The organism is Pseudaeromonas sp. HNCC25DJ182 (assembly GCF_055413365.1).
Genome location: NZ_JBVAYG010000007.1, coordinates 17,240 through 39,531 on the forward strand (window position 1 = coordinate 17,240; position 22,292 = coordinate 39,531).

General features: G+C 52.0%; 26 protein-coding genes. 14 read left to right on the forward strand and 12 right to left on the reverse strand.

The window, feature by feature from the left end; translation table 11 throughout:
• Positions 1-48: 48 nt before the first annotated feature.
• Positions 49-459, reverse strand: a complete 411-nt coding sequence (locus ACZYUB_RS07375; protein ID WP_463946781.1) for a hypothetical protein — start codon at positions 457-459, stop codon at positions 49-51.
• A gap of 391 nt (positions 460-850) precedes the next feature.
• Here ACZYUB_RS07375 and ACZYUB_RS07380 point away from each other — a divergent pair, with 391 nt between their 5' ends.
• Positions 851-1,276: a hypothetical protein gene (locus ACZYUB_RS07380; RefSeq protein WP_463946783.1), complete on the forward strand. Its 426-nt coding sequence runs from the start codon at positions 851-853 to the stop codon at positions 1,274-1,276.
• A gap of 278 nt (positions 1,277-1,554) precedes the next feature.
• Here ACZYUB_RS07380 and ACZYUB_RS07385 read toward each other — a convergent pair whose 3' ends face one another.
• Both ACZYUB_RS07385 and ACZYUB_RS07390 read right to left on the reverse strand, forming a co-directional pair.
• Positions 1,555-1,791: a hypothetical protein gene (locus ACZYUB_RS07385; protein WP_463946784.1), complete on the reverse strand. Its 237-nt coding sequence runs from the start codon at positions 1,789-1,791 to the stop codon at positions 1,555-1,557.
• A gap of 239 nt (positions 1,792-2,030) precedes the next feature.
• Entirely contained in the window at positions 2,031-2,492 is a 462-nt protein-coding gene (locus ACZYUB_RS07390; protein ID WP_463946786.1) for a hypothetical protein, read from the reverse strand.
• Positions 2,493-2,734: 242 nt separating this feature from the next.
• Between ACZYUB_RS07390 and ACZYUB_RS07395 the strand changes: the two genes are divergently transcribed.
• Entirely contained in the window at positions 2,735-2,866 is a 132-nt protein-coding gene (locus tag ACZYUB_RS07395) for a hypothetical protein (RefSeq protein WP_463946788.1), read from the forward strand.
• A 172-nt stretch (positions 2,867-3,038) separates the two neighbouring features.
• Entirely contained in the window at positions 3,039-3,305 is a 267-nt protein-coding gene (locus tag ACZYUB_RS07400; protein WP_463946789.1) for a hypothetical protein, read from the forward strand.
• A gap of 280 nt (positions 3,306-3,585) precedes the next feature.
• Here the strand turns inward: ACZYUB_RS07400 and ACZYUB_RS07405 are convergent, their stop codons facing one another.
• Together ACZYUB_RS07405 and ACZYUB_RS07410 are read right to left on the reverse strand one after the other, a co-directional pair.
• On the reverse strand, positions 3,586-4,017 hold the full coding sequence (locus tag ACZYUB_RS07405) for a hypothetical protein (protein ID WP_463946791.1): 432 nt from the start codon (positions 4,015-4,017) through the stop codon (positions 3,586-3,588).
• A 185-nt stretch (positions 4,018-4,202) separates the two neighbouring features.
• The gene (locus ACZYUB_RS07410) at positions 4,203-4,520 is read right to left on the reverse strand and encodes a hypothetical protein (protein ID WP_463946792.1); all 318 of its coding nucleotides are present in this window, start codon (positions 4,518-4,520) and stop codon (positions 4,203-4,205) included.
• A gap of 543 nt (positions 4,521-5,063) precedes the next feature.
• Here ACZYUB_RS07410 and ACZYUB_RS07415 point away from each other — a divergent pair.
• Positions 5,064-5,528 (forward strand): hypothetical protein, encoded by a 465-nt coding sequence (locus ACZYUB_RS07415; RefSeq protein WP_463946794.1) that lies wholly within the window; start codon positions 5,064-5,066, stop codon positions 5,526-5,528.
• Between the two features lie 757 nt (positions 5,529-6,285).
• On the opposite strand, the gene ACZYUB_RS07420 is transcribed toward ACZYUB_RS07415, so the two are convergent.
• The 5 genes from ACZYUB_RS07420 to ACZYUB_RS07440 form a co-directional block, all read right to left on the reverse strand.
• Positions 6,286-6,741 (reverse strand): DUF7683 domain-containing protein, encoded by a 456-nt coding sequence (locus ACZYUB_RS07420; RefSeq protein WP_463946795.1) that lies wholly within the window; start codon positions 6,739-6,741, stop codon positions 6,286-6,288.
• A 1,330-nt stretch (positions 6,742-8,071) separates the two neighbouring features.
• Positions 8,072-9,166 (reverse strand): hypothetical protein, encoded by a 1,095-nt coding sequence (locus ACZYUB_RS07425; RefSeq protein ID WP_463946796.1) that lies wholly within the window; start codon positions 9,164-9,166, stop codon positions 8,072-8,074.
• Between the two features lie 127 nt (positions 9,167-9,293).
• A complete protein-coding gene (locus ACZYUB_RS07430) occupies positions 9,294-9,716 on the reverse strand; it encodes a bleomycin resistance protein (protein WP_463946797.1) in 423 nt (140 codons plus the stop codon).
• A gap of 677 nt (positions 9,717-10,393) precedes the next feature.
• Positions 10,394-10,762 (reverse strand): hypothetical protein, encoded by a 369-nt coding sequence (locus tag ACZYUB_RS07435; RefSeq protein WP_463946799.1) that lies wholly within the window; start codon positions 10,760-10,762, stop codon positions 10,394-10,396.
• Between the two features lie 19 nt (positions 10,763-10,781).
• The gene (locus ACZYUB_RS07440) at positions 10,782-11,120 is read right to left on the reverse strand and encodes a hypothetical protein (RefSeq protein WP_463946800.1); all 339 of its coding nucleotides are present in this window, start codon (positions 11,118-11,120) and stop codon (positions 10,782-10,784) included.
• Between the two features lie 382 nt (positions 11,121-11,502).
• Between ACZYUB_RS07440 and ACZYUB_RS07445 the strand changes: the two genes are divergently transcribed.
• On the forward strand, positions 11,503-12,474 hold the full coding sequence (locus ACZYUB_RS07445; RefSeq protein WP_463946801.1) for an integron integrase: 972 nt from the start codon (positions 11,503-11,505) through the stop codon (positions 12,472-12,474).
• 482 nt (positions 12,475-12,956) lie between these two features.
• Here ACZYUB_RS07445 and ACZYUB_RS07450 read toward each other — a convergent pair whose 3' ends face one another.
• Positions 12,957-14,423 (reverse strand): HDOD domain-containing protein, encoded by a 1,467-nt coding sequence (locus ACZYUB_RS07450; RefSeq protein WP_463946802.1) that lies wholly within the window; start codon positions 14,421-14,423, stop codon positions 12,957-12,959.
• Positions 14,424-14,723: 300 nt separating this feature from the next.
• Here ACZYUB_RS07450 and ACZYUB_RS07455 point away from each other — a divergent pair, with 300 nt between their 5' ends.
• From ACZYUB_RS07455 to ACZYUB_RS07495, 9 genes are all read left to right on the forward strand, one after another.
• A complete protein-coding gene (locus ACZYUB_RS07455; protein ID WP_463946804.1) occupies positions 14,724-15,065 on the forward strand; it encodes a hypothetical protein in 342 nt (113 codons plus the stop codon).
• Positions 15,066-15,086: 21 nt separating this feature from the next.
• Entirely contained in the window at positions 15,087-15,977 is an 891-nt protein-coding gene (gene nifU / locus ACZYUB_RS07460; RefSeq protein WP_463946806.1) for a Fe-S cluster assembly protein NifU, read from the forward strand.
• Between the two features lie 22 nt (positions 15,978-15,999).
• Positions 16,000-17,208 (forward strand): cysteine desulfurase NifS, encoded by a 1,209-nt coding sequence (nifS, locus tag ACZYUB_RS07465; RefSeq protein ID WP_463946807.1) that lies wholly within the window; start codon positions 16,000-16,002, stop codon positions 17,206-17,208.
• Positions 17,209-17,611: 403 nt separating this feature from the next.
• Positions 17,612-18,790, forward strand: a complete 1,179-nt coding sequence (gene nifV, locus ACZYUB_RS07470; protein WP_463946809.1) for a homocitrate synthase — start codon at positions 17,612-17,614, stop codon at positions 18,788-18,790.
• On the forward strand, positions 18,775-19,098 hold the full coding sequence (locus ACZYUB_RS07475; protein WP_463946810.1) for a nitrogenase-stabilizing/protective protein NifW: 324 nt from the start codon (positions 18,775-18,777) through the stop codon (positions 19,096-19,098). Before nifV ends, ACZYUB_RS07475 begins: the two co-directional genes overlap by 16 nt.
• Positions 19,095-19,619 carry a nitrogen fixation protein NifZ gene (locus ACZYUB_RS07480; protein WP_463946811.1) on the forward strand — a complete coding sequence of 175 codons (525 nt, stop codon included), beginning with the start codon at positions 19,095-19,097 and terminating at the stop codon, positions 19,617-19,619. The genes ACZYUB_RS07475 and ACZYUB_RS07480 overlap by 4 nt, the downstream gene beginning before the upstream one ends.
• Positions 19,616-20,467 (forward strand): nitrogen fixation protein NifM, encoded by an 852-nt coding sequence (gene nifM, locus ACZYUB_RS07485; protein WP_463946813.1) that lies wholly within the window; start codon positions 19,616-19,618, stop codon positions 20,465-20,467. The genes ACZYUB_RS07480 and nifM overlap by 4 nt, the downstream gene beginning before the upstream one ends.
• Before the next feature lie 223 nt (positions 20,468-20,690).
• The gene (locus ACZYUB_RS07490) at positions 20,691-20,933 is read left to right on the forward strand and encodes a type II toxin-antitoxin system RelB/DinJ family antitoxin (protein ID WP_463946815.1); all 243 of its coding nucleotides are present in this window, start codon (positions 20,691-20,693) and stop codon (positions 20,931-20,933) included.
• A complete protein-coding gene (locus ACZYUB_RS07495; protein WP_463946817.1) occupies positions 20,923-21,210 on the forward strand; it encodes a type II toxin-antitoxin system RelE family toxin in 288 nt (95 codons plus the stop codon). Before ACZYUB_RS07490 ends, ACZYUB_RS07495 begins: the two co-directional genes overlap by 11 nt.
• A 500-nt stretch (positions 21,211-21,710) precedes the next feature.
• Here ACZYUB_RS07495 and ACZYUB_RS07500 read toward each other — a convergent pair whose 3' ends face one another.
• Positions 21,711-22,247: a flavodoxin gene (locus ACZYUB_RS07500; RefSeq protein ID WP_463946818.1), complete on the reverse strand. Its 537-nt coding sequence runs from the start codon at positions 22,245-22,247 to the stop codon at positions 21,711-21,713.
• Positions 22,248-22,292 lie beyond the last annotated feature (45 nt).

Sequence of the window (22,292 nt, forward strand, 5' to 3'; positions counted from 1 at the left end):
GGCGCGCGGCTTTATGCGCGTCCCAGTGAGCGAAGCGAACGACTTAAACTATTTGTTAAGTGCTGTTTGATATATTGCAAAAATGGAAACAACAAGCGCCAGAGTAGATATTAATAGAGGGATAATGAATCTGTAAAATGATTGGTCATGTTCGGCTAGTACGGCTGATAGTAAAGGGAAGTGAACCGCATGTTTATCTTTGCCTATTGAATGCGCGAATAAGTGAACATGTTTGCCATCAGCTTGTATATATCCATGCTTCTTGTCCAGGTGATAATAAAGACGACCAAACACTATGTCAGCATCAATGTTTAGTTTTTTTGCAATTAAATGACAGTCAATTGGGACATATATTTTACTTTCTCTTGGTGGATTTTCTATATCGAATGATGAAAAATCACGGTAGTACGCATCATAAATTTCTTTAAGAATTACACGATCAGTTACATTGTTGCTCATGATGGTTTATCACTTAACGTCTGTTTAACCGGCTGGCTGTAACCGGTGTTGAATAAAGAGCGGCTGCGTATAGCCAGTCCGGTGTTTAAACTTTTGTTGTGCGCCTCGATGAAACCAGCTATGCCAGCCTCTTGGGCAATAACGAAATAAAGCTGATGAAACAGATTGGCCTGAACAGCGTCACGAAGAATAGAACACCTTAATATCCGAACCAGACCAACCTGATAAAGCAAAGAACCGCCGCTGATGTGGGCATGGTTCTCGGATTTACTTGGAACAAAGAAGAGCAGGGCGCTGATGCTGATATTTAACCTGGGCAGCTAACACCACAGAAGAAAACAGCGCCAATGCTGGTATTCAAACTGAACCCTAATTGCCCACCAAGATGCTGATGACAACAAAATTGGTTTGGCTGATTCGCCCAACCCCAACGACCGAGCTCGAAGGCCAACAGGATTCAATATTGCCTGCTATCGCAACCGCTCTTGCCACTACAACTCAATTGCTTGGAAAACCGCACAACGTCTGTTTAACCGGCTGGCTGCAACCGATGTTGAATAAAGAGCGGCTGCGTATAGCCAGTCCGGTGTTTAAACTTTTGTTGTGCCGTTGCGATGAAGCTGGCAACGCCAGCCGCTTGGGCAACAACGAAATTAAGCCGCTGAAACAGACTGGCCTGAACAGCGTCACGAAGAATAGAACGCTGATTTACCAGAACCAGACCAACCTGATAAAGCAAAGAACCGCCGCCGATGTGGGCATGGTTCACGGCCCAAATGGGAACAAAGAAGAGCAGGGCGCTGATGCTGATGTTTAAGCTGGGCTGCTAACACCATAGAAGAAAACAGCGCCATTGCTGCCATTCAAACTGAACTCTAATTGCCAACCAAGATGCCGCTGACAACGCCTTGGTTTGACTGGTTCACCCAACCCCAACGACCGAGCTCGAAGGCCAGTAGGATTCAATGTTGCCTGCTATTGAAACCGCTCTTGCCACTACAACTCATTTGCTCGGAAAACCGCACAACGTCTGTTTAACCGGCTGGCTGCAACCGGTGTTGAATAAAGAGCGGCTGCGTATAGCCAGTCCGGTGTTTAAACTTTTGTTGTGCCGTTGCGATGAACCAGCAACGCCAGCCTCTTGGGCAACAACGAAATCAAGCCGATGAAACAATTGGCCTGAACAGCGCCACGAAGAATAGAACGCCTTAATATCCGAACCAGCCCAACCTGATAGAGCAAAGAACCGCCGCCGATGCTGGCATGGTTCACCGGCCTGTTTGGAACAAAGAAGAAAACAGCGCTATTGCTGCTATTCAAACTGAACTTCAAACGGTCACCAAGATGCTGATGACAACAAAATTGGTTTGGTTGATTCACCCAACCCAACGACCGAGCTCTAAGGCCAGCAGGATTCAATATTGCCTGCTATCGCAGCCGCTCTTGCCACTACAACTCAATTGCTTGGCAAACCGCACAACATTTTAGTTATGGGGCGCGCGGCTTTTATGCGCGTCCCAGTGAGCGAAGCGAACGACTTAAACTATTTGTTAGCGGTGGAGTAGGACGTGTTACTCAACTTCAATCGATTCGGATGACCAAGTGCTTTTCGACGCTGGATCATAGATTGACCATGTTGAAAAAACTGCGTTATGTGAGAAGCCGGTTGAAACCATGTACTCAACCCAACCCAACCATTGTTCTTGGGTGAACTCATAACCGTATGGACGTGTTGTACCTTTAATTAAAAAGTAGCCTGGTTCATGCGCTGTTGATAGCTCAAGGGTATAGTTTTCAGAAAGTGATTTCATTAATTCAAGTGCTTCATTTTCTGAATTTGAAAAGAACACAAAGTCCAGCGCTGCCTTTGTGTTTTCAGTGAAGCCATTCACCTTCATTGTTGCCCATAGTTCATGCGCCTCAGCCACTCTGCGTTGATATATTCCTTGTTGATATGAGTTCATCTCTTCCCCCTGCGAGGCATGTAATTGTGATGCAAGTAAAATCGCTAGTGTTGTGGTGAATATGCGCATGGTTTACCGCTAACGTCTGTTTAACCGGCTGGCTGCTACCGGTGTTGAATAAGGAGCGGCTGCGTATAGCCAGTCCGGTGTTTAAACTTTTGTTGTGCCGTTGCGATGAAGCTAACGATGCCAGCCGCTTGGGCCACAACGAAATAAAGCTGATGAAACGATTGGCCTGAACAACGTCACGAAGAATAGAACGCTGATTTACCAGAGCCTGCCGAACCTAATAACGCAAAGAACCGCCGCTGATGCAGGCATGGTTATCGGATTTATTTGGAACAAAGAAGAACAAGGCGCTGATGCTGATATTTAACCTGGGCCTGCTAACACCAGAGAAGAAAACAGCGCCATTGCTGGTATTCAAAGTGAACTTCAATTGACCACCAAGATGCTGCTGACAGCGCATTGGTTCGACTGACTCACCCAACTCCAACTACAGAGCTCGAAGGCCAACAGGATTCAATATTGCCAGCTATCGCAACCGCTCTTGCCACTGCAACCATTATTGCTTGAATACCGCACAACGTCTGTTTAACCGGCTGGCTGCAACCGATGTTGAATAAGGAGCGGCTGCGTATAGCCAGTCCGGTGTTTAAACTTTTGTTGTGCCGTTGCGATGAAGCTGGCGACGCCAGCCGCTTGGGCAACAACGAAATATCGCTGATGAAACAGATTGGTCTGAGCAGCGTCACGAAGAATAGAACGCTTCAATATCCGAACCTGACCAACCTGATAAAGCAAAGAACCGCCGCTGATGTGGGCATGGTTCTAGGATTTATTTGGAACAAAGAAGAGCGGGGCGCCGATGCTGATTTTTAACTTGGGCTGCTAACACCACAGAAGAGAACAGCGCCATTGCTGCCATTCAAACTGAACTTAAATCGGCCGCCAAGATGTTGCTAATAGCGTATTGGTTTGGTTGATTCACCCAACTCCAACGGCCGAGCTCGAGGATCAGCTGGATTCAAAATTGCCTGATTTTTAAACCGCTCTTGCCACTACAACTCAATTGCTTGGAAAACCGCACAACATTTTAGTTATGGGGCGCGCGGCTTTTATGCGCGTCCCAGTGAGCGAAGCGAACGACTTAAACTATTTGTTAGCTGGTGAGCTTAAATTCATTGGCTGCTTCAGCTGTGATGATTCTTGCTCTTGATAAATTTGAGTCCGATTCAACAACCCATACACCGTTAAAATATGGTGTAACAATTGATGTTACATGCAAGGCCAGGAGGTTTTGAATTTCTTTGACGAACGAAGGAAAATCATTGGCAAAATTCAACAATCCTTTGTCGTTACCCCAGGGGTTATCAGCGTGAAGATATTTCCCTAATCGATCATATAATTTTTCAAATCGACTTTGAGTGAGAAATCCGCTTTCCTTTTTTGCGAAGTTCCAAACATGATCCTTGGTGCGAACAGCAGGTAACAACGGTTTTGGGTAGAAATCCTTATTGATGGCACTCAGTTGTGTTGTTATTTTTTTTGGCGTTAAAGTCTTTGGTGAAGTCTTTGTCTCTAAATTTTTCATATGCTGTCTTGTTTGGTGCGATGGCAGCAAATGCAATGCATTCTAATGTTTTTCTAAGCTGTAAAATGCATGATTCAATTTCATAAATCTCTTCAGTGTTCTTATACCGTTCATAGTAAACCTCAGAAGCATTTAATCTATTTAATGCTTCATTAACCTGCTTAAGGTAGATGTCTCTCAGATGTTCAGTATTCATTGTGATCAGCTAACGTCTGTTTAACCGGCTGGCTGCAACCGGTGTTGAATAAGGAGCGGCTGCGTATAGCCAGTCCGGTGTTTAAACTTTTGTTGTGCCGTTGCGATGAAGCTGGCGACGCCAGCCGCTTGGGCAACAACGAAATAGAGCCGATAAAACGATTGGCATGAACAGCGTCACGAAGAAAAGAACGCTTCAATATCCGAGCCAGCCCAACCTGATAAAGCAAAGAACCGCCGCCAATATTGGCATGGTTCACGGATTTATTTGGAACAAAGAAGAGCAGGGCGCTGATGCCGATGTTCAACCTGGATTGCTAACACCAAAGAAGAAAACAGCGCCATTGCTGCCATTCAAACTGAACTTTAATCAGCCACCAAGATGCTGCTGACAGCTCATTGGTTTGGATGATTAACCCAACCTCAACGACCGAGCTCGAAGACCTGCAGGATTCAAAATTGCCAGCTATCTAAACCGCTCTTGCCACTACAACCGTATTACTTTGAACACCGCACAACGTCTGTTTAACCGGCTGGCTGCAACCGGTGTTGAATAAAGAGCGGCTGCGTATAGCCAGTCCGGTGTTTAAACTTTTGTTGTGCCGTTGCGATAAAGCTGACAACACCAGCCGCTTGGGCAACAACGAAATATCGCCGATGAACAGATTGGCCTGAACAGCGTCACGAAGAATAAAACGCTGTATTAACTGAACCAGCTCAACCTGATAAAGCAAAGAACCGTCGCTGATGTGGGCATGGTTCTCGGATTTATTTGGAACAAAGAAGAACAGGGCACTGATGCCGATGTTTAACCTGGACTGCTAACACCACAGAAGAAAACAGCGCCATTGTTGCCATTCAAACTGAACTTTATTGCCCACCAAGATGCTGCTGACAACACATTGGTTTGGTTGATTCACCCAACCCCAACGACCGAGCTCGAAGACCAGCAGTATTCAATATTGCCCGCTATCAAAACCGCTCTTGCCACTACAACTCAATTGCTTGGAAAGCCGCACAACGTCTGTTTAACCGGCTGGCTGCAACCGGTGTTGAATAAAGAGCGGCTGCGTATAGCCAGTCCGGTGTTTAAACTTTTGTTGTGCCGTTGCGATGAAGCTAGCAACGCCAGCCGCTTGGGCAACAACGAAACAAAGCAGCCGAAACGGATTGGCCTGAACAGCGTCACGAAGAATAGAACGCTGATTTACCCGAGCCAAGCGAACCTGATAACACAAAAAACCGCCGCTGATACAGGCATGGTTCTCGGATTTATTTGGAACAAAGAAGAGCAGAGCGCTGATGCCGATGTTTAACCAAGACCGCTAACATCAAAGAAGAAAACAGCGCCATTGCTGGTATTCAAACTGAACTTAAATCGACCACCACGATGCCGCTGACAACGCATTGGTTTGGATGATTCACCCAACTCCAACGACCGAGCTCGAAGGCCTGCAGGATTCAATATTGCCAGCTATTTAAACCGCTCTTGCAACTATTCACTCAATTGCTTGGAAAGCCGCACAACATTTTAGTTATGGGGCGCGCGGCTTTATGCGCGTCCCAGTGAGCGAAGCGAACGACTTAAACTATTGGTTAGGCCGTATAATGCATATATCGAAGGAACAATTTTCGTCTTACTCTACAACTGGCATACTTAAACATGTCCCGGTGGCTAGACTGCTACACTAAGCATTAGGGTTCAATTGCTAAAAAATACTCAGAAATTTTGCTGTCAGGTTCATTATCATGTAGGTTCCATACAAGCTCGATTCGCTTATGAAATAATGACTTCTTAAAGTAAAATCTAAATAGCGAAGTGCAGTCATACCGTTCGTATCCGGAACAATCAAACTCAACAATTGTTCCCGCAATAAATTTGGAATTTCGGTAGGTGTAATTCTTAACCACTTTATACTTGGTGCCAGTAACAAATGAGTGCGGCCTCCAGGTTCCTTCTGTTGCCAATGGGCGCCTCCTTGCTTGTCTGCCTAACATTTTAGTTATGGGGCGCGCGGCTTTTATGCGCGTCCCAGTGAGCGAAGCGAACGACTTAAACTATTTGTTAAATGCCTACTCACCGAGTGTTTCAATGTAGTATGAGAAACGATCAAAATCCCAATCGATGGTGTTAGCTATTTTTATTTGTTGAAGAATAAATTTTAAGTTGTCAGCGTTTATTTTGTAAGAGTCAAACATTGGGTTGCATGTGTCTACACCAAATTCAATTTGAAATGCTTCAAGGTTAAAATCGCTGACTTTGGTTTCAAATATGAGTTCTTCATTCAATATTGAGTAGCAGGTGAGCTGTCTGATGATTTGACTTATCATGATGGCATTTAACGTCTGTTTAACCGGCTGGCTGCAACCGGAGTTGAATAAGGAGCGGCTGCGTATAGCCAGTCCGGTGTTTAAACTTTTGTTGTGCCGTTGCGATGAAGCTAGCGACACCAACCGCTTGGGTAGCAACGAAATAGAGCTGATGAACAGATTGGTTTGAACAGCGTCACGAAGAACAGAACGCTTCAATATCCGAATCTGACCAACCTGCTAAAGCAAAGAACCGCCGCTGATGTGGGCATGGTTATCGGATTTATTTGGAACAAAGAAGAGCAGGGCGCGGGTGCTGATGTTTAACCTGGGCAGCTAACGCCACAGAAGAAAATAGCGCGATTGCTGCCATTCAAACTGAACCTCAATTGGTCGCCAAGATGCTGCTGACAGCGCATTGGTTTTAATGATTCCCCCAACCCTAACGACCGAGCTCGAAGGCCAGCAGGATTCAATATTGCCTGCTATTGCAACCGCTCTTGCCACTACAACTCAATTGTTTGGCAAACCGCACAACGATTTGTTTAACCGGCTGGCCAGCAGCCGATGTCGAAATAATGAACCGCGGCTTACTGGCCAGTCCGGTGTTGAAACTTTTGTTGTATGAACCACTGTGCCGCATTGAAACGCCGCTTCTGTGGCCACCAGGGACTTGGCCGTTGTTGCATGGCCGAGAGCCTAAAGAAGAAACAACCTTCGGCCCTGATGATATTGCTATGCCGATTGGGCACGAAGAAACAACCTCAGTTGCAGCTGTTCACCTCGGACTCAAAACACCAGACAGGTTGGCCGGAGCGGGGAGTCGAGGGTATGGACCCTAAACCTGTTACAGCAGAGCTCTAATACACGCCGTGCCAGATGAAACCAGCTATTGCCGCCGCTGTTCACCGCTATAACTTTTGAACTTGGATTACATACAACATTTTAGTTATGGGGCGCGCGGCTTTATGCGCGTCCCAGTGAGCGAAGCGAACGACTTAAACTATTTGTTAGGTATTATCAGCACTGAATTTAGCATATACATACTGGGCGCATTTGACAGAGATAAATAATAAAATCACAAAACTGATAGTTATGTACGGTATGGAGAAATATAGTGGGACATACCTCGGTAAAACTGCAAGCAGTATTACTGATAACAAAGCTATAGCGACTAGCGAAATTCGCATGATGACTTTGAGTGAATGATCTGGATAAAATTTAGCTATCAAAAAACCTGCTGGAGCGGCCGCCAACAAAATGTGTAAATCAAACTCCGTTGCCCATAATGCCCTAATAGATAGAATTTTTAAAAAATCGGACAACTCCTCGTTTTTTATGATTGAGGCGGCCCACGATGATGTTGGGAATGTGAGTTCGAAATGATAAATAAAAGATACAACGGCATACCAAAGTAGGCCATAACTCAATCCGAGGAGAATTGTTTTTTTGTTCAAAATGTTCACCTATAACCTGGGTGTTACCTAACTTCAACTTATGGGGCGGTTGAAAACCGTCCCACATTAAGTTTTTGTTAGATTGGGCAGATTCATTTACTGTGGAAATCTGTGCTGGCAGCTCTAGCTAATCTGTCATATATTATTTTCTGATATAACCCTTCTGCAAATGCAATAGTGTTGGATGAGTATATGCTAGAATGTATATCTTCTAATAGTAGCCTTGAACTTACAGATTGCCCCCAGTATGTATTGATTAATTTTCTATCTTCTTCTGGTAAGGACGATACTTCTGATGATTCGAAAGTGATTATTCTGGTGCCATTGGCAGATATTTCTGATTTGTTTTCAAAATCTTTCAGGGATAACTTTAGATCTATATAATTCCCCTCACCAATAGAAACTCGCAATAAAGCTGGGACTTTTATTGCTGTATTAGTTCGACCTGAATTTATGAGAGATGCTGATACTGTAAAAAAAGATCTGTTATCCACGAGTTCTTTTTTTAATATTTCAATTTTTCGCTCCATCGCTGGAAGGTTGCTTTGAAGCTCAGCATAGCGCTTTTCAAGTCCATCTAATCTTTTTTGATATGCATCCCGAAATGAGTCAATCATTTTATCTTTTTCATCCTGCTCATATTCAACTTCGGGTGCAATTGGCCCATTTAGTTTATCACATTCATATTTTGTTAAAGTTTGTGGCGTTAGGGAAGCTACCCGATCAAGTTCTTTTTTTCGCTCTTCAATTTGTGTTGGTAAATCTCTAAGACGTTGCTTAGCATCTGCTAACAACTCTTCGGTCTGTGATAGAGTATATCCTCCTCGCTTATTAGGTTTTTCAAAAACGATTTCATTATAATCCATTCCAAGAATATAAGGTGCTTGCCCATGTCTATTTTTTAGACTTCTAAGTTCTGGTTCTTCGTCAATAGATATTAAAGCTGTATCACTTACTGTTCTTCGGATAGCATTTATCTCAACAGATAATTTAGGTGCATTAACAAATTTTGCTTGCCAGAATGGGACGATCAGAGCGACAAAAAAACCAATAAGTGCAGATGTAATTGGAATAATAGATGGTTTTACTGAAGAAATATAAGCTATCAAATATCCGACGCCAGAACCAATGACAAAAGCAAAAAGATACAATAGATATTTATTTGGAGTTTTATTTTCTTTTTTCATCGATACCCTCGATATTGTTAATGTCTAATTTCAGTATAAAATCTAACATTTTAGTTATGGGGCGCGCGGCTTTATGCGCGTCCCAGTGAGCGAAGCGAACGACTTAAACTATTTGTTATAACACGATTTACAACTTACTTTTTTCACCTAAATACTGCGAAAATCTCAACAAATAGCCGTCTGGATCTTGAACTAAAAACTCACGCTGACCAGAGAGTTTATCGCCAATGTCATACCATGCTTCAGATAGTTCTCTATACAGCTCAACTTGCGCTGCCTTAAGTTGGCTGTATACAGAGCCAATATCTGATAACTCCATTTGAAAATTTACGCCTCGACCGAATGGCGAGTCTAAGCTACCAGTAATCCAAGCACTCTGATGTATCTGCTCGATCATGATCTGAACTCGCTCAAGCTCAAGATAAGCAAAATCTGGATTTTGCCGCTGATTTCTAACTTTGAAACCGAGCAGATCACGATAAAAACTCAGTGATTTATTAAAGTCCGAGACCGATAGCTCAGGAACCATTGGATTCCAATATTCTTCCATTTCATTCCTTGATAAATATGAGACAGCTTCATAGACGTTATAACGTCTGTTTAACCGGCTGGCTGCAACCGGTGTTGAACAAAGAGCGGCTGCGTATAGCCAGTCCGGTGTTTAAACTTTTGTTGTGCCGTTGCGATAAAACCAGCAACGCCAGCCGCTTGGGCAACAACGAAATATAGCTGCCAAAACTGATTGGCCTGAACAGCGTCACGAAGAATAGAGCGCCTTAATATCCGAAACTACCTAACCTGATAAAGCAAAGAACCGCCGCAGATGTGGACATGGTTCTTGGATTTACTTGGAACAAAGAAGAACAGGGCATTGGTGCTGATGTTCAACCTAGACTGCTAACACCACAGAAGAAAACAGCGCTATTGCTGCCATTCCAACTGTACTTTAATTGTCCACCAAGATGCTTCTGATAGCGCATTGGTTTGGTTGATTCACTCAACCCCAACGACCGAGCTCGAAGGCCTGCAGGATTCAATATTGCCAGCTATCAAAACAGCTCTTGCCACTACAACTCAAGTGCTTGGAAAACCGCACAACGCTGTGCTCAGCGGCAGTTTGTAAGTCGCAGTTTTGTGGGTTATTTTTGAGCAGCAAAACCACAAAACTGCGACTTACAAACTGTCCAGCGCACGCAGTGCGCGAGCTGGAGCACTTTGTTAGGCTTTTTAAATAATAACCGAAGGCAATGAATCATTCGGAAAGTAAATTTGCATAGACTCATATTGATCTGAACTATCATGTAACTGTAATACGAGTCCATTTTTAAAATGAATTTCTATTAGTCTTCTATTTGAAACCAATACACTTTCAACGGATTGGTTGAGTAGCTTTTGAAACCCCAGAGAAGACCAATTTTTTTCTTCACTCCATATAGCTATTTCAGTTCCGCTTTGTAGAACAGATGCAATTCCTTGAAGGCAGATTTTGGTGCCTGCGTCAAAAATAAATTGAATGTCATAGCGCCCCTGACTGATCATGTTCAGGTCAGAACCTAGAATAATGGAAAGATCAAAATTTTCTGGGATTCCGTACATTTATATGCCTAACGTCTGTTTAACCGGCTGGCTGCAACCGGTGTTGAATAAGGAGCGGCTGCGTATAGCCAGTCCGGTGTTTAAACTTTTGTTGTGCCGTTGCGATGAAGCTAGCGCCGCCAGCCGCTTGGGCAACAACGAGATAAAGCCGATGAAACAGATTGGCCTGAACAGCGTCACGAAGAATAGAACGCTCAAATATCCGTACCAGCCAAACCTGATAAAGCAAAGAACCGCCGCTGATGCAGGCATGGTTCTCGGATTTATTTGGAACAAAGAAGAACAAGGCGCTGATGTCGATGTTTAACCTGGACCTGCTAACACCACAGTAGAAAACAGCGCCATTGCTGATATTCAAACTGAACCTCAATTGGCCGCCAAGATGCCGCTGACAGCGCATTGGTTTGGTTGATTCACCCAACCCCAACAACCGAGCTCGAAGACCAGCAGGATTCAAAAATTGCCCGATTCGATAACCGCTCTTGCCACTACAACTCAATTGCTTGGAAAACCGCACAACAACTTATTGTCCGGAACCATTCCTCCATAGTACGGGGAAAGGTTCGACATAGTCTGTGGATGGAAACAACGCCGGGGTTTAAAAGCCCTATATGGCCCATGGGGTTATGGGCGTGGCGTTGCATAGTTCTTGTAACAATGCGGAAAAGTTCCACTTAGTCTGTTGCTTGTCTCACTCGGATATATACTGGTTATATATACATATGTCCGAGGTGGCTATTATGCGTAAACCCCATTCGCCGTTTTTGGCCAGTATCTATGAGCAGATGCTGTTGTTGCGCTATGCCATGGCAACGATTGAAGCCTATCTGCACTGGATCACCGCGTTTATCCGTTTTCATAAGATGCAACATCCATCGAACCTGGGGGAGGCCGAGGTACAGAGCTTTCTCACCCACTTGGCGACCGAGCGTCGGGTTGCCAGCAAGACCCAGGCTCAGGCGCTCAATGCGCTGGTGTTTCTTTACAAGACCATCCTTCTACGGCCGCTGCAGTTGCAGATGGAGTTTACCCGTAGCCAGCGAGCCCCCAAGTTGCCCACGGTGCTGACCCAGAGCGAGGTGCGCGCCTTGCTGCTGGCGATGCCGGTGCAGCTGCGACTGCTGGCGCAACTCATGTATGGCAGCGGCCTGCGGCTGATGGAGGTGATGCGGCTGCGCATTCAGGATCTGGATTTCAACTATCTCTGTGTCATGGTCTGGAACGGCAAAGGCGGCAAGCATAGGCGGGTTACCCTGGCCTCCGAGCTGATCCCGGCTCTGCGTGAGCAGATTGCCTATGCCCAACGCTTTTTCTTGAGCGATTGTCTGAACGACCAATATGCCGGTGTGGCTTTGCCCACCGCGCTGGCGCGAAAATACCCGTCGGCCTGCAAGGAGCTGGGCTGGCACTATCTGTTCCCCTCGGCGGTGCTGAGTCGGGATCCGCGGGACGGGGCGTTGCGTCGCCATCATCTGGACCCGTCCACCCTGCAAAAAGCAGTGCGCGCCACGGCGCGGCAACTCAACTTTGGTAAGCCGGTCAGTTGCCACACCCTGCGTCACTCATTCGCCACCCATTTGCTGGCCCGGGGCGCGGATATTCGCACCGTGCAGGAGCAATTGGGCCATTCCGATGTCCGGACCACACAAATCTACACCCATGTATTGCAGCAAGGAGCGAACGGGGTGCGTAGCCCGCTTTCCGATCTCTAACTAATCGATCTCTAACTAACTGTTCCGAATAGTAGGTCATTCAGCTCAGCGGCTTAGGTAGCACTAAGCTGACCCTCCGCGCCAGGGATGGCGCGGCGGAGCCCCCATGGATGGGTTCACGGCGTGCCAGCGTGTGCTTCCCGGTCGATGGGGCGGTTATTTAGGCCAAGGATCAGTGCAAGCCGCTGCGCGTGGGCCAAGCTACCGCCACTAGGTTACAGCTCCCAGTTGCTGATCGGTGGCGCGGATGGGCTCAGAGGATAGAACTTGATCGGCGGCGTATGGATGGCGGGTCTGGCGTTCAACAGCCAGGAAGGGCCCTGTGCGTCCATGCGGCAAAGCGGATAAAGTTGGATTTCTTTCTGATATCCCTATCTTTTTCGGAAATCCATGCTACGGCCTTTGGGGCCATATGGGAATTACTTGGAGTCATTAATCTAAAAAATGTGCGTGAGGCCGCGATTTCCCGGCGGCCGGGCGGGTTACTCCTTTTGCTTGATCACGGCGGCGAGACAGAGATTGGTCTGCTGCACGAAGTGGGTAAAGCTGAAGAAGTCGTCGCGACTGAGGACGCGTTTGCTATCGGCGCGATCGGCGTAGAACAGGCCGATGGATTGCTGCTCGACTATGATGGGGGCGATGAAAAATCCCTTGCTATAGACAGCGGTACGCAGCTCCGGGCTTACCAGCGGGCTCCACTTCGGATCCGTGAGGCTGGTGATCCATTGCGGCTCCTGCTTGCTCAGCAGTTGACTGAACAGGTTATTGCGGGCGCTGACATCCAGAGTGAAACGCTGTTTAAGCAAGTCCCCCTGCTGGCCGGTGACAAAGCGCGGAGTGAGCCGGTTTTTCTCCCGGTTGAGCATCAATACCAGCACCCGATCCATGCCGATGCCACGATAGATGCCTTCCAGCGCGGTGTGGATGATGAGGTTGATATCCGCCTTTTCCAGGGTCAGGAAGGTGAGCTCCCGCAGCATGCGCAGTTGCAGCGCCTCGCTGGATTCAACCGGTTGCGGGGCTGGCTCTGGCTCCTGCTCCGGCAATAACAGGGCATTGGCGCCCTTGTCCAGATAGGGGGTCAGCATGCGGGCACCATAGGTGGTACTCAGGCGCACCGCATCGAAGTTGCAGCGTTTGACCTTCTGCTTGACCTGGGCTGCATCGAGCTCCATGACCTTGCCCAATTCATTCAGCCCCTGCTGGAGTTGGGCCTGGGTGGTGTGCGGGTTCATCATCAGGGCGCTAAAGCGGTTTGCCAGATTGATGGCCTGCACTTCGGGGGTCCGGCGGTCCGGATCCGTGAGCGAGGCGATGAGCAGCTTGCCCATATTCCACGAGCTGGCCAGACCAATGCTCATCTTGTTGAAACTGGTGCCGAGCATATCGCGCACCACCTCCTCCTCGGCATCGGGGTTGAGCCTGAGCTTGTCATCCAACTCTTCGGCCAGCGGCCCACCCATGCTCCAGAAGGCGCTCTCGCCCAGGTTGTGCAGCAAGGCGGCGATAAACGCCTCTTCCCGGGTTTCCTCATCATGGGTCTCCAGCAACATCTTGCTCAGCATGCCGGCATGGAAGGATTGCGCCATCAGCCGCAACAGGCGGTCATACACCGATTGGCTGATATCCCGGTTCTTGAGCAGGCTATCGACCAGGGTGGCGGTGATGCAGATGTGTTTGAGGGCATTGAAGCCGAGCAGCACGGCGGCGCGACTCATGGTGGTGACCTGATTGCCGCTGCGACTGTAGGTGACGCTGTTGGCGACCCGCAGGATGCGGGTGGTGAGGCCATGATCATGCAGCACCGACTGGCCAAGGTGGGCCAGGGAGGCGGTGTCGTCCTTGGCCATCTGCTCCAGCATGCGCACGGTTGAACACAAGGCGGGCATCTCTTTATTGCTGATGCGTTCGACCCAGGCATCGGTTCCACGGGTTGGCGTACTGCTCATAGTGACAGGGGGTGAGTGGATACTTCCCTAATCATAGCGAGCAAACCGCACGGGAGGCAGTTGATTTCCAAGCGTTAATGCCGTTTTTCATCGGAGCTTCGAGCGCCGTCACTCTTCGTGCTACCTGACACTATTGCCACTGCCGTTATTTCTGTCGCTAGTGTGACAAAGTCGACAATCGACGGGCATTTGTGGCCTCTTTTTTACTTCTTAATTATCCAATTATCTGATTTATAACAATTATTTTTTTGGCGCAGCCCTTGCTCCTGTTCTGAGGTCATTGTTTGAGGAGTTCCCATCATGATCGACATTCAGCCCGAAGCCCTGGCGACCCTGCAGGCGCTGCAACAATCCCTGACCCAGCCGCACTTTGGCTTGCGCCTCGTCGTCAGCGGCGATGCCTGTCAGGGCTGGAAGCTGGCGGTGGGCTGGAGTTCGCAGATGCTGGGTGACGACCTGCGGCTGGATCTGCCGGGTTTGAGCCTGGTGGCGGATCGTCGGCAATGGCCTCAACTCAAGGGAGCCGTCATCACGCTGGCCGAGCGCCAGGGTGAGACGGGTCTGGAAATCAAGTTGCAACCAGCCGGTTGCCAGTGTGATACGGGTCGCTGCGAGCCAACCGCGGTCGGCTCCAGTTGTTAATTCAGGGCGGGAGAACAGCATATGTGGAATTATTCAGAGAAAGTTAAGGATCACTTCTTCAACCCCCGTAATGCCAAGATCCTGGCCGATGCCAATGCGGTGGGCGATGTCGGCTCCATCAGTTGCGGGGATGCCCTGCGCCTGATGCTCAAAGTGGATCCGGTGACTGAAATCATCACCGACGCCGGGTTCCAGACCTTCGGCTGCGGCAGCGCCATTGCTTCTTCCTCGGCATTGACCGAGCTGGTGATCGGCAAGACGCTGAGCCAGGCCGCCGAGTTGACCAATCAGGATATCGCCGAGTACCTCGACGGCCTGCCCCCGGAAAAAATGCACTGTTCGGTGATGGGCAGCGAAGCGCTGGAAGCGGCGATTGCCAACTACCGGGGCGAGGTGTGGAGCGATGACCATGAAGAGGGTGCACTGATCTGCAAATGCTTCGCCGTCGATGAGGGCAAGATCGTCAAGGCGGTGAAAGAGAACGGCCTGACCACCCTGATGGAAGTCATCCACTACACCAAGGCTGGCGGCGGTTGCAGCACCTGCCACGAGAAGATTGAGCAGGTGCTGGACAAGGTGCTGGCCAGCGGTGCCTGTGGCGAGGTCAAGAGTAGTGCCTATGCCAAATCCGGCAGTGTGGCCATCCCGGTAACGCCCCAACCGGTGGCCGAACGCAGCTCGGTCTGGGTACAGGTCGAGGCGGTATTGGAATCCATGCGTCCCCATCTGCAGGCCGATGGTGGCGATGTGGCGCTGATCGGCGTCAGCGAGAACAAGGTCGAGGTCGCCCTCTCCGGTGCCTGCATGGGCTGCATGATGACCGACATGACGCTGGCCTGGATCCAGCAAAAACTGATGGAAGCCCTCGGCCGCTATGTGCAGGTCGTCAGCGTCACCGAAGCCGTTGCCTAAGGTCCCAGCAAGGAGTAATGCCATGAAAGCCATTTATCTGGATAACAACGCCACGACCCGGCTCGATCCCATGGTGCTCGAAGCCATGATGCCGTTTATGACCGAGCACTATGGCAATCCTTCGTCCATCCACGGCTTTGGCGAGCCGGTGCGCAAGGCGCTGGAGGCCGCGCGCCATCAGGTCGCGACCCTGCTGGGTGCCGAGCATGACAGCGAAATCGTCTTTACCTCCTGCGCCACCGAGGCCAATAGCACGGCGCTGCTCTCGGCGGTAGAGGCGTTGCCGGAGCGCAAGCAGATCATCACCACCGCGGTCGAGCATCCGGCCATTCTGGAAGTGTGCGAACACCTGGAGCGCCAGGGGTACCAGATCCATCGTCTGGCGGTGGATGGCCAGGGCCGTCTGGATCTGGACGCCTACGCCGCCCTGCTGAGTGACCAGGTGGCGCTGGTGTCGGTGATGTGGGCCAACAATGAAACCGGCACCCTGTTCCCGGTGCTGGAGATGGCGCAGATGGCCAAGGAGAAAGGCATTCTGTTTCATACCGATGCGGTGCAGGTGGTCGGCAAGATGCCCATCAATCTGGCCAGCAGTGCCATCGATCTGTTGTCGTTTTCCGGCCATAAATTGCATGGCCCCAAGGGGGTCGGGGCCCTGTATGTGCGCCGTGGCACCCGCTTCCGGCCGCTGTTGCGTGGCGGCCATCAGGAGCGCGGACGCCGCGCCGGTACCGAAAATAGCGCCGGTATCATAGGGTTAGGCATGGCGTGCGAGCTGGCCGAGCTGCATATGTCCATGCTCGAGGGGCCGATCCGCGCCTTGCGTGACAAGCTGGAGCAGGCGCTGCTGGCGGCGGTACCCTGCGCCATGGTCACCGGCGATCCGCAGAACCGTACCCCGAACACCCTGAATATCGCCTTCGAGTTTGTCGAAGGGGAGGCCATCTTGCTGATGCTCAATCAGCTGGGAATTGCCGCCTCCAGCGGGAGCGCCTGTACCTCCGGCTCCCTGGAGCCTTCTCATGTGATGCGCGCCATGGGCATTCCTTACACGGCGGCGCATGGCAGTATCCGCTTCTCCTTGTCGCGCTTTAGCCGCGAGCGGGAGATCGATCAGGTGATCCTGCAACTGCCGATGATCATCGAGCGCCTGCGCTCCTTGTCGCCCTACTGGCAACAGAACAAGCCGCAACTGGCCAGCCATGGCGAGTTTGCACCGGCTTACGGCTAACAATAACCTCCTCTGTTCAACCCTTGAGCCGCATCCCTGCGGCTCTTTTTTTGCGCTCAAAGAGAACCCCCTCCCTGCCTCCTCCTTGGAAAAGAAAGGGGGGAGGAGTAGGGAATGCCAGTCAGCTAGCGAAGGAGAGATAGCCTGTTGAGCCAACCGTTGGCGGCAGGGATGCCGCCATCGAGCCCCCATGGAAGGGTTTACGGCGTGTTGGCGAGAGAGGGTGTCTCTCCCGAACCTCTTAACTGTTAGTCAGTCGGGATGGGGTTGTCGTAATTCCCACAATGTGAGGCGTTGGCGTGGTGTTGTGGCGGATATAGAAACACAATCCATTGAATAACAACGATTATTTCATGGAACGGCTCTTGCTGTATCTCGCTATGGATTGGCCAAGGGAGCGCGTATGCAACAGACTGCACCCATCATCATCAATGACACCACCCTGCGGGATGGCGAACAGTCAGCCGGGGTGGCTTTTACCCGGGATGAGAAGATCGCCATTGCCCTGGCGCTGGAGGCGGCGGGTGTACCCGAGCTGGAAGTCGGTATTCCAGCCATGGGCCCGGAGGAGTGTGCGCGCATCGCCGCGGTCCGGGCGCAAATCCGTCACAGTCAGTTGATGGTCTGGTGCCGCGCTACGCTGCCGGAAGTCGAGCAGGCTGCACGCTTGGCGGTGGAGTGGGTGGATATCTCCATGCCGCTGTCGGCGCAGATGCTGGCCCACAAGCTGGGCATCAGCCGCCAGCAGGCCGACGAACGCCTGATGCTGGCCGTGGAGCGGGCCCGTGCGCTCGGGTTGCGGGTCTGTATCGGCTGTGAAGATGCCTCCCGGGCCACGGCCGACGAGCTGACGGCGATTGCCCGCCTGGCTCATGAGCTGGGGGCCGAGCGACTGCGCTTTGCCGACACACTAGGCATTCTCGATCCCTTTGCCACCTTCGAGCGCATCAGCCTGCTGCGGCAGCACTGGCACGGCCAACTGGAGATCCACGCCCATGACGATCTGGGGCTGGCCACCGCCAATACCCTGGCCGCGCTACGCGCCGGTGCGACCCACGCCAACACGACTGTCATTGGACTGGGCGAGCGAGCCGGGAATGCGCCGCTGGAGGAGGTGGTGCTGGCCGCCAGCCACTGTTATGGCCGCCAGACCGGGATCGATCCACTGCAGCTGCCCGGTCTGTGCCAGCAGGTCGCGGCCGCGGCCGGGCGGCAGATTGCCGCGCAAAAACCGCTGGTCGGCGATCTGGCCTTTACCCATGAGTCCGGCCTGCATGTGGATGGTCTGCTCAAGGACTGTCGCAACTATCAGGGGGTCGATCCCCATCTGCTGGGCCGCGAGCATCGTCTGGTGTTGGGTAAGCATTCGGGCCGTCACGGGGTGATGGCCATCTTTTCCGCGCTCGGCTTGCCACTGGCCGACGGAGATGCCGAGCCGGTGTTACAGGCGATCCGCCAATTTGCGGAAAACCGCAAACGAAATCCTGACGAGGGCGAGCTGCGGGCCTTGTACCGCACCTTGCTCTGCCGGTCACATGCAGTCAATCGGATGAACGAGGAGGTGTTATGGAGTGGTTTTTAACCCTGCCGGGTGTGGATGAGCTGGAGACTGCCGAAGAGTTTCTGAGCCATTTCCAGCTCCCCTTTGAGACAGAGCAGGTACGCATCAGCCGCCTGCATATCATGCACCGCTTCCATCAGGCGCTCAGTGCCGCCGACGGCTCGACGTTGGACGAGGCGGGTCGCTTCGCCCTGGCGCAACAGTTATTGGCCGAGGCCTATCAGACCTTCCACCATCAGCCGGTGCGTGGCAATTCCAGCCTCAAGGTCTACCAGCGTCTGGAGCCGTTTTTTATTCCGCTGAGTCAATTGCAGGAGGTGCTGTTATGAGGGATGCGCAATTTGACTACGGCGCGCCGGTACGTCTGGTGCGGGCGGTGCGGGACGATGGCAGCTTTCCGGGCAAGCAGCGCGGCGATCTGCTGGTGCGCAAGGGCACGCTGGGCTATGTGCGCGATGTCGGCACCATCTTGCAGGATCAGGTGATTTATCAGGTCCACTTCGTCGAGCTCGGCTACACAGTCGGCTGCCGCGAGCAGGAGCTGATCCCGGGGGATGCGCCCTGGATTGACAGCGACTTCGAGTTCGGCGACTGGGTGGAGGCGGCCAGCGCGCTGGCGATGGAGGGCAAGCTGCTGGCGCTGGCCGGGGATCGGGGCCAGGTGATGTCGGTGCGCCGGGATCAGCAACCGCTGGTCTACGAGGTGCTGTTTGGCGCGCGTCTGCTACAGGTGCCGCGTTCGGCCATCCGCTGGCCGCTCAAACCCCTGGGTGAGATGCCGCTTGAAGGCCAACGCCCGCTGGGCCGCAACACCCTGCGTTCGAGCAGTGGCGAGGAGGTGACCCTATGAGCTGGCACGCCTATCCGCGCTGGCAACTGGCGCTGGCAAATTTTTCCGCCTTGCCCTGGGATCTGTCCGCCGAGCAGCTTCCGGAGTTGGAGCGGCAACTGGCCCGCAAACTGGCGCTGGAAGATCTGGTGTTGGCCAGCGAGTTGGCCAGCCAGGTACAGGTGACGCCGCAGATGGTGAATCAGGCGCGCAGCCAGCTGGTGAGCCAGTACGGCTCGGAAGCCACTCTGTTGCAGATCCAGCAGCAAGCGGCCATCAGCGATGCCGAATTGCTGCAGGCCCTGAGCCATGAGCTCAGGGTCAACGAGGTGCTGACGCTGTGCAGTGCCGATGTCCCGGCGATGAGTGACAGCGAGGCACGCCGCTACTATCTGGATCATCCGCGCCGCTTCCTGCGCCCGGAGCGCCGCGAGGTGCGCCATATCCTGATCACCACCGAGGATGACAATCCGGATAGCGAGCCGGAAGTTCAGGCCCGCATGCTGGGGCTGCGCGAGATCCTGCTGGCCGAGCCCCACCAGTTTGGCGAGCTGGCACTGCGCCACTCCGAGTGTCCGACCGCCATGGAGCGTGGCCGCATCGGCGTGGTCACCCCGGGCCAGCTTTACCCCGAGCTGGATCGCTGCCTGTTTGCCCTGCCGCTGGGGGCCTTGAGCCCGGTGCTGCGCAGCCCTATGGGTTTGCATCTGATCCAGTGTCTGGATATCCAGGAGGCCGCGCCCATCCCGATGGACGAGGCATTGCCGAAAATCATCGAGCAGCACCTGTTGCAAGCCCGACAACACCACCAGCGCCGCTGGCTCAAATCCCTGCAGCGCACCCTGGACCGTCAACTCTCCGGCCACTAACTCCTGACCTTCCCCTGCCCAGGGGAAGGTTCATATCCCGACTCATCGTCATCGGTTTCGCACCGTACATACATCCTGTAGTTGCCTCTGCTTTTGTCTTTGCCCTTGTTCGCCCATACATGCAGCCGTCTGCCGGGCCGATCACCACCATCGGACTGGATTTGCAGTATGGTATCCCCGGTGCTATTTTGTAATTACAAATGTAATGGCAAGAGGTGTGGCAATGGGTACTATCAATCTTCGCATCGATGATGATCTGAAAACTCGCTCCTATGCTGTGTTGGAAAAGTTGGGGGTAACGCCCTCCGATTTACTGCGGCAAACGCTGGAATATGTTGCCACCCAAGAGCGATTGCCATTTCGTACCGCCGTGGTGACGGAGGATGAGGAAGCATTGTTGGCCCTTGTCCGCGAGCGTCTGGCGAATCCGCAAAAGGGCATAAGAGTTTCGCTCGATGACCTTTGAGCTGGAGTTTGATCCGCGAGCGCTGAAGGAGTGGAAGAAGCTGGGGGATACGCCGCGCCAACAGTTCAAAAAGAAGCTGGCAAAGGTGTTGGAACAACCCAGAATTGAAGCCAATCGCCTGCATGGGTTACCGGACTGCTACAAGATCAAGCTGCGGGCATCGGGATATCGTTTGGTGTACCAGGTGCAGGATGAACGAGTCGTGGTATTTGTGGTCGCGGTAGGAAAACGGGAGCGCGAACAAGTCTATCTGGATGCTGGATCGCGAATGGTCTAACGGATAGGGGCAATACATTCGACTCTGATCGTCGACCCGATAGGCTCTGCCTCTGCCCTGTTAACCTAAACTTCAAGCCGTCTGCCGGGCCGCGTGAAAGGGGGAACGGAATCGGTGCGCGGTCAGGATGACCGCAAAAGGGAGCGTCACGCCATGGATGGCGTGTGGCTCCCGGCCGATGGAGATCCGTCCGTAGCGCGGGGCTTTCCCGGCAGTCGGTATAAACCAAGGCCAGGGGTTAAGGGGGCAGGGCCTTATGCCCCCTTACCGCCGCCGCTCACCGCAGGTGGGCAGAACGCTAGCGTCTACCAGGCGGAACCGGATCAAGCGACTGCAGCTACATCATCGGCTTGGCCGATTAGGAATGCTGCGGGAGACTATCGGTCCGCCGGTTCCGCGAACCGCCGACTGTGAGCCGCGCTCACAAAAAAGCCCGGCGGAGGGTCAATCTGCCGGGCAAACGAGGTTGTTGCAGGGGAGCGTGGGGACGCTACAGGGATTTAGAGCCCCAACGCGGGTTTGATGCTGGCAACCCAGGTGGCCACCCGATCGGCGGTCAGGTCGGATTGGTTGTCCTGATCCAGGGCCAGACCAACAAAGTCATCGCCATCCAGGGCGGCGGAGTCATTGAACTCGTAGCCACTGTTCGGCCAGAAGCCGACCACTTCGGCACCGGCTCCGGTCACCAGGTCATACAGCTCGCCCATGGCGCTGACGAAATCATCCGGGTAGCTTTGCTGATCGCCGAGGCCAAACAGCGCCACTGTCTTGCCAGCCAGATCGGCACTCTCCAGCTCGGGGACAAACTCGCCCCAGCTTTCGCCCTGACAGTCGGCATCCAGCCCCGGCAGTTGGCCGGTGCCGAGGGTCGGAGTCCCCAGGATCAGGGCATCAAATGCCAGCAGATCGTCGATGCTGGCCTTGTTGATATTCACCGGAGCGGCGACGGCGTCGCTGGCCAGTGCTTCATGAATCATCTTGGCAACCTTGCGGGTCTTGCCGGTGTCACTTCCAAAAAAAATGCCGACTTTGGCCATGAGCGTTCTCCTTGCTATTCGATGGGCTGTATCCACTGTTGCAAC

Bases quoted from the DNA above. Each gene is read 5' to 3' on its own strand.
- ACZYUB_RS07375 (WP_463946781.1), bottom strand. From the start codon at position 459: ATGAGCAACAATGTAACTGATCGTGTAATTCTTAAAGAAATTTATGAT.
- ACZYUB_RS07380 (WP_463946783.1), top strand. From the start codon at position 851: ATGACAACAAAATTGGTTTGGCTGATTCGCCCAACCCCAACGACCGAG.
- ACZYUB_RS07390 (WP_463946786.1), bottom strand. From the start codon at position 2,492: ATGCGCATATTCACCACAACACTAGCGATTTTACTTGCATCACAATTA.
- ACZYUB_RS07395 (WP_463946788.1), top strand. From the start codon at position 2,735: ATGCAGGCATGGTTATCGGATTTATTTGGAACAAAGAAGAACAAGGCG.
- ACZYUB_RS07400 (WP_463946789.1), top strand. From the start codon at position 3,039: ATGTTGAATAAGGAGCGGCTGCGTATAGCCAGTCCGGTGTTTAAACTT.
- ACZYUB_RS07405 (WP_463946791.1), bottom strand. From the start codon at position 4,017: ATGAAAAATTTAGAGACAAAGACTTCACCAAAGACTTTAACGCCAAAA.
- ACZYUB_RS07425 (WP_463946796.1), bottom strand. From the start codon at position 9,166: ATGAAAAAAGAAAATAAAACTCCAAATAAATATCTATTGTATCTTTTT.
- ACZYUB_RS07430 (WP_463946797.1), bottom strand. From the start codon at position 9,716: ATGGAAGAATATTGGAATCCAATGGTTCCTGAGCTATCGGTCTCGGAC.
- ACZYUB_RS07435 (WP_463946799.1), bottom strand. From the start codon at position 10,762: ATGTACGGAATCCCAGAAAATTTTGATCTTTCCATTATTCTAGGTTCT.
- ACZYUB_RS07445 (WP_463946801.1), top strand. From the start codon at position 11,503: ATGCGTAAACCCCATTCGCCGTTTTTGGCCAGTATCTATGAGCAGATG.
- ACZYUB_RS07450 (WP_463946802.1), bottom strand. From the start codon at position 14,423: ATGAGCAGTACGCCAACCCGTGGAACCGATGCCTGGGTCGAACGCATC.
- ACZYUB_RS07455 (WP_463946804.1), top strand. From the start codon at position 14,724: ATGATCGACATTCAGCCCGAAGCCCTGGCGACCCTGCAGGCGCTGCAA.
- nifU (WP_463946806.1), top strand. From the start codon at position 15,087: ATGTGGAATTATTCAGAGAAAGTTAAGGATCACTTCTTCAACCCCCGT.
- nifS (WP_463946807.1), top strand. From the start codon at position 16,000: ATGAAAGCCATTTATCTGGATAACAACGCCACGACCCGGCTCGATCCC.
- nifV (WP_463946809.1), top strand. From the start codon at position 17,612: ATGCAACAGACTGCACCCATCATCATCAATGACACCACCCTGCGGGAT.
- ACZYUB_RS07475 (WP_463946810.1), top strand. From the start codon at position 18,775: ATGGAGTGGTTTTTAACCCTGCCGGGTGTGGATGAGCTGGAGACTGCC.
- ACZYUB_RS07480 (WP_463946811.1), top strand. From the start codon at position 19,095: ATGAGGGATGCGCAATTTGACTACGGCGCGCCGGTACGTCTGGTGCGG.
- nifM (WP_463946813.1), top strand. From the start codon at position 19,616: ATGAGCTGGCACGCCTATCCGCGCTGGCAACTGGCGCTGGCAAATTTT.
- ACZYUB_RS07490 (WP_463946815.1), top strand. From the start codon at position 20,691: ATGGGTACTATCAATCTTCGCATCGATGATGATCTGAAAACTCGCTCC.
- ACZYUB_RS07495 (WP_463946817.1), top strand. From the start codon at position 20,923: ATGACCTTTGAGCTGGAGTTTGATCCGCGAGCGCTGAAGGAGTGGAAG.
- ACZYUB_RS07500 (WP_463946818.1), bottom strand. From the start codon at position 22,247: ATGGCCAAAGTCGGCATTTTTTTTGGAAGTGACACCGGCAAGACCCGC.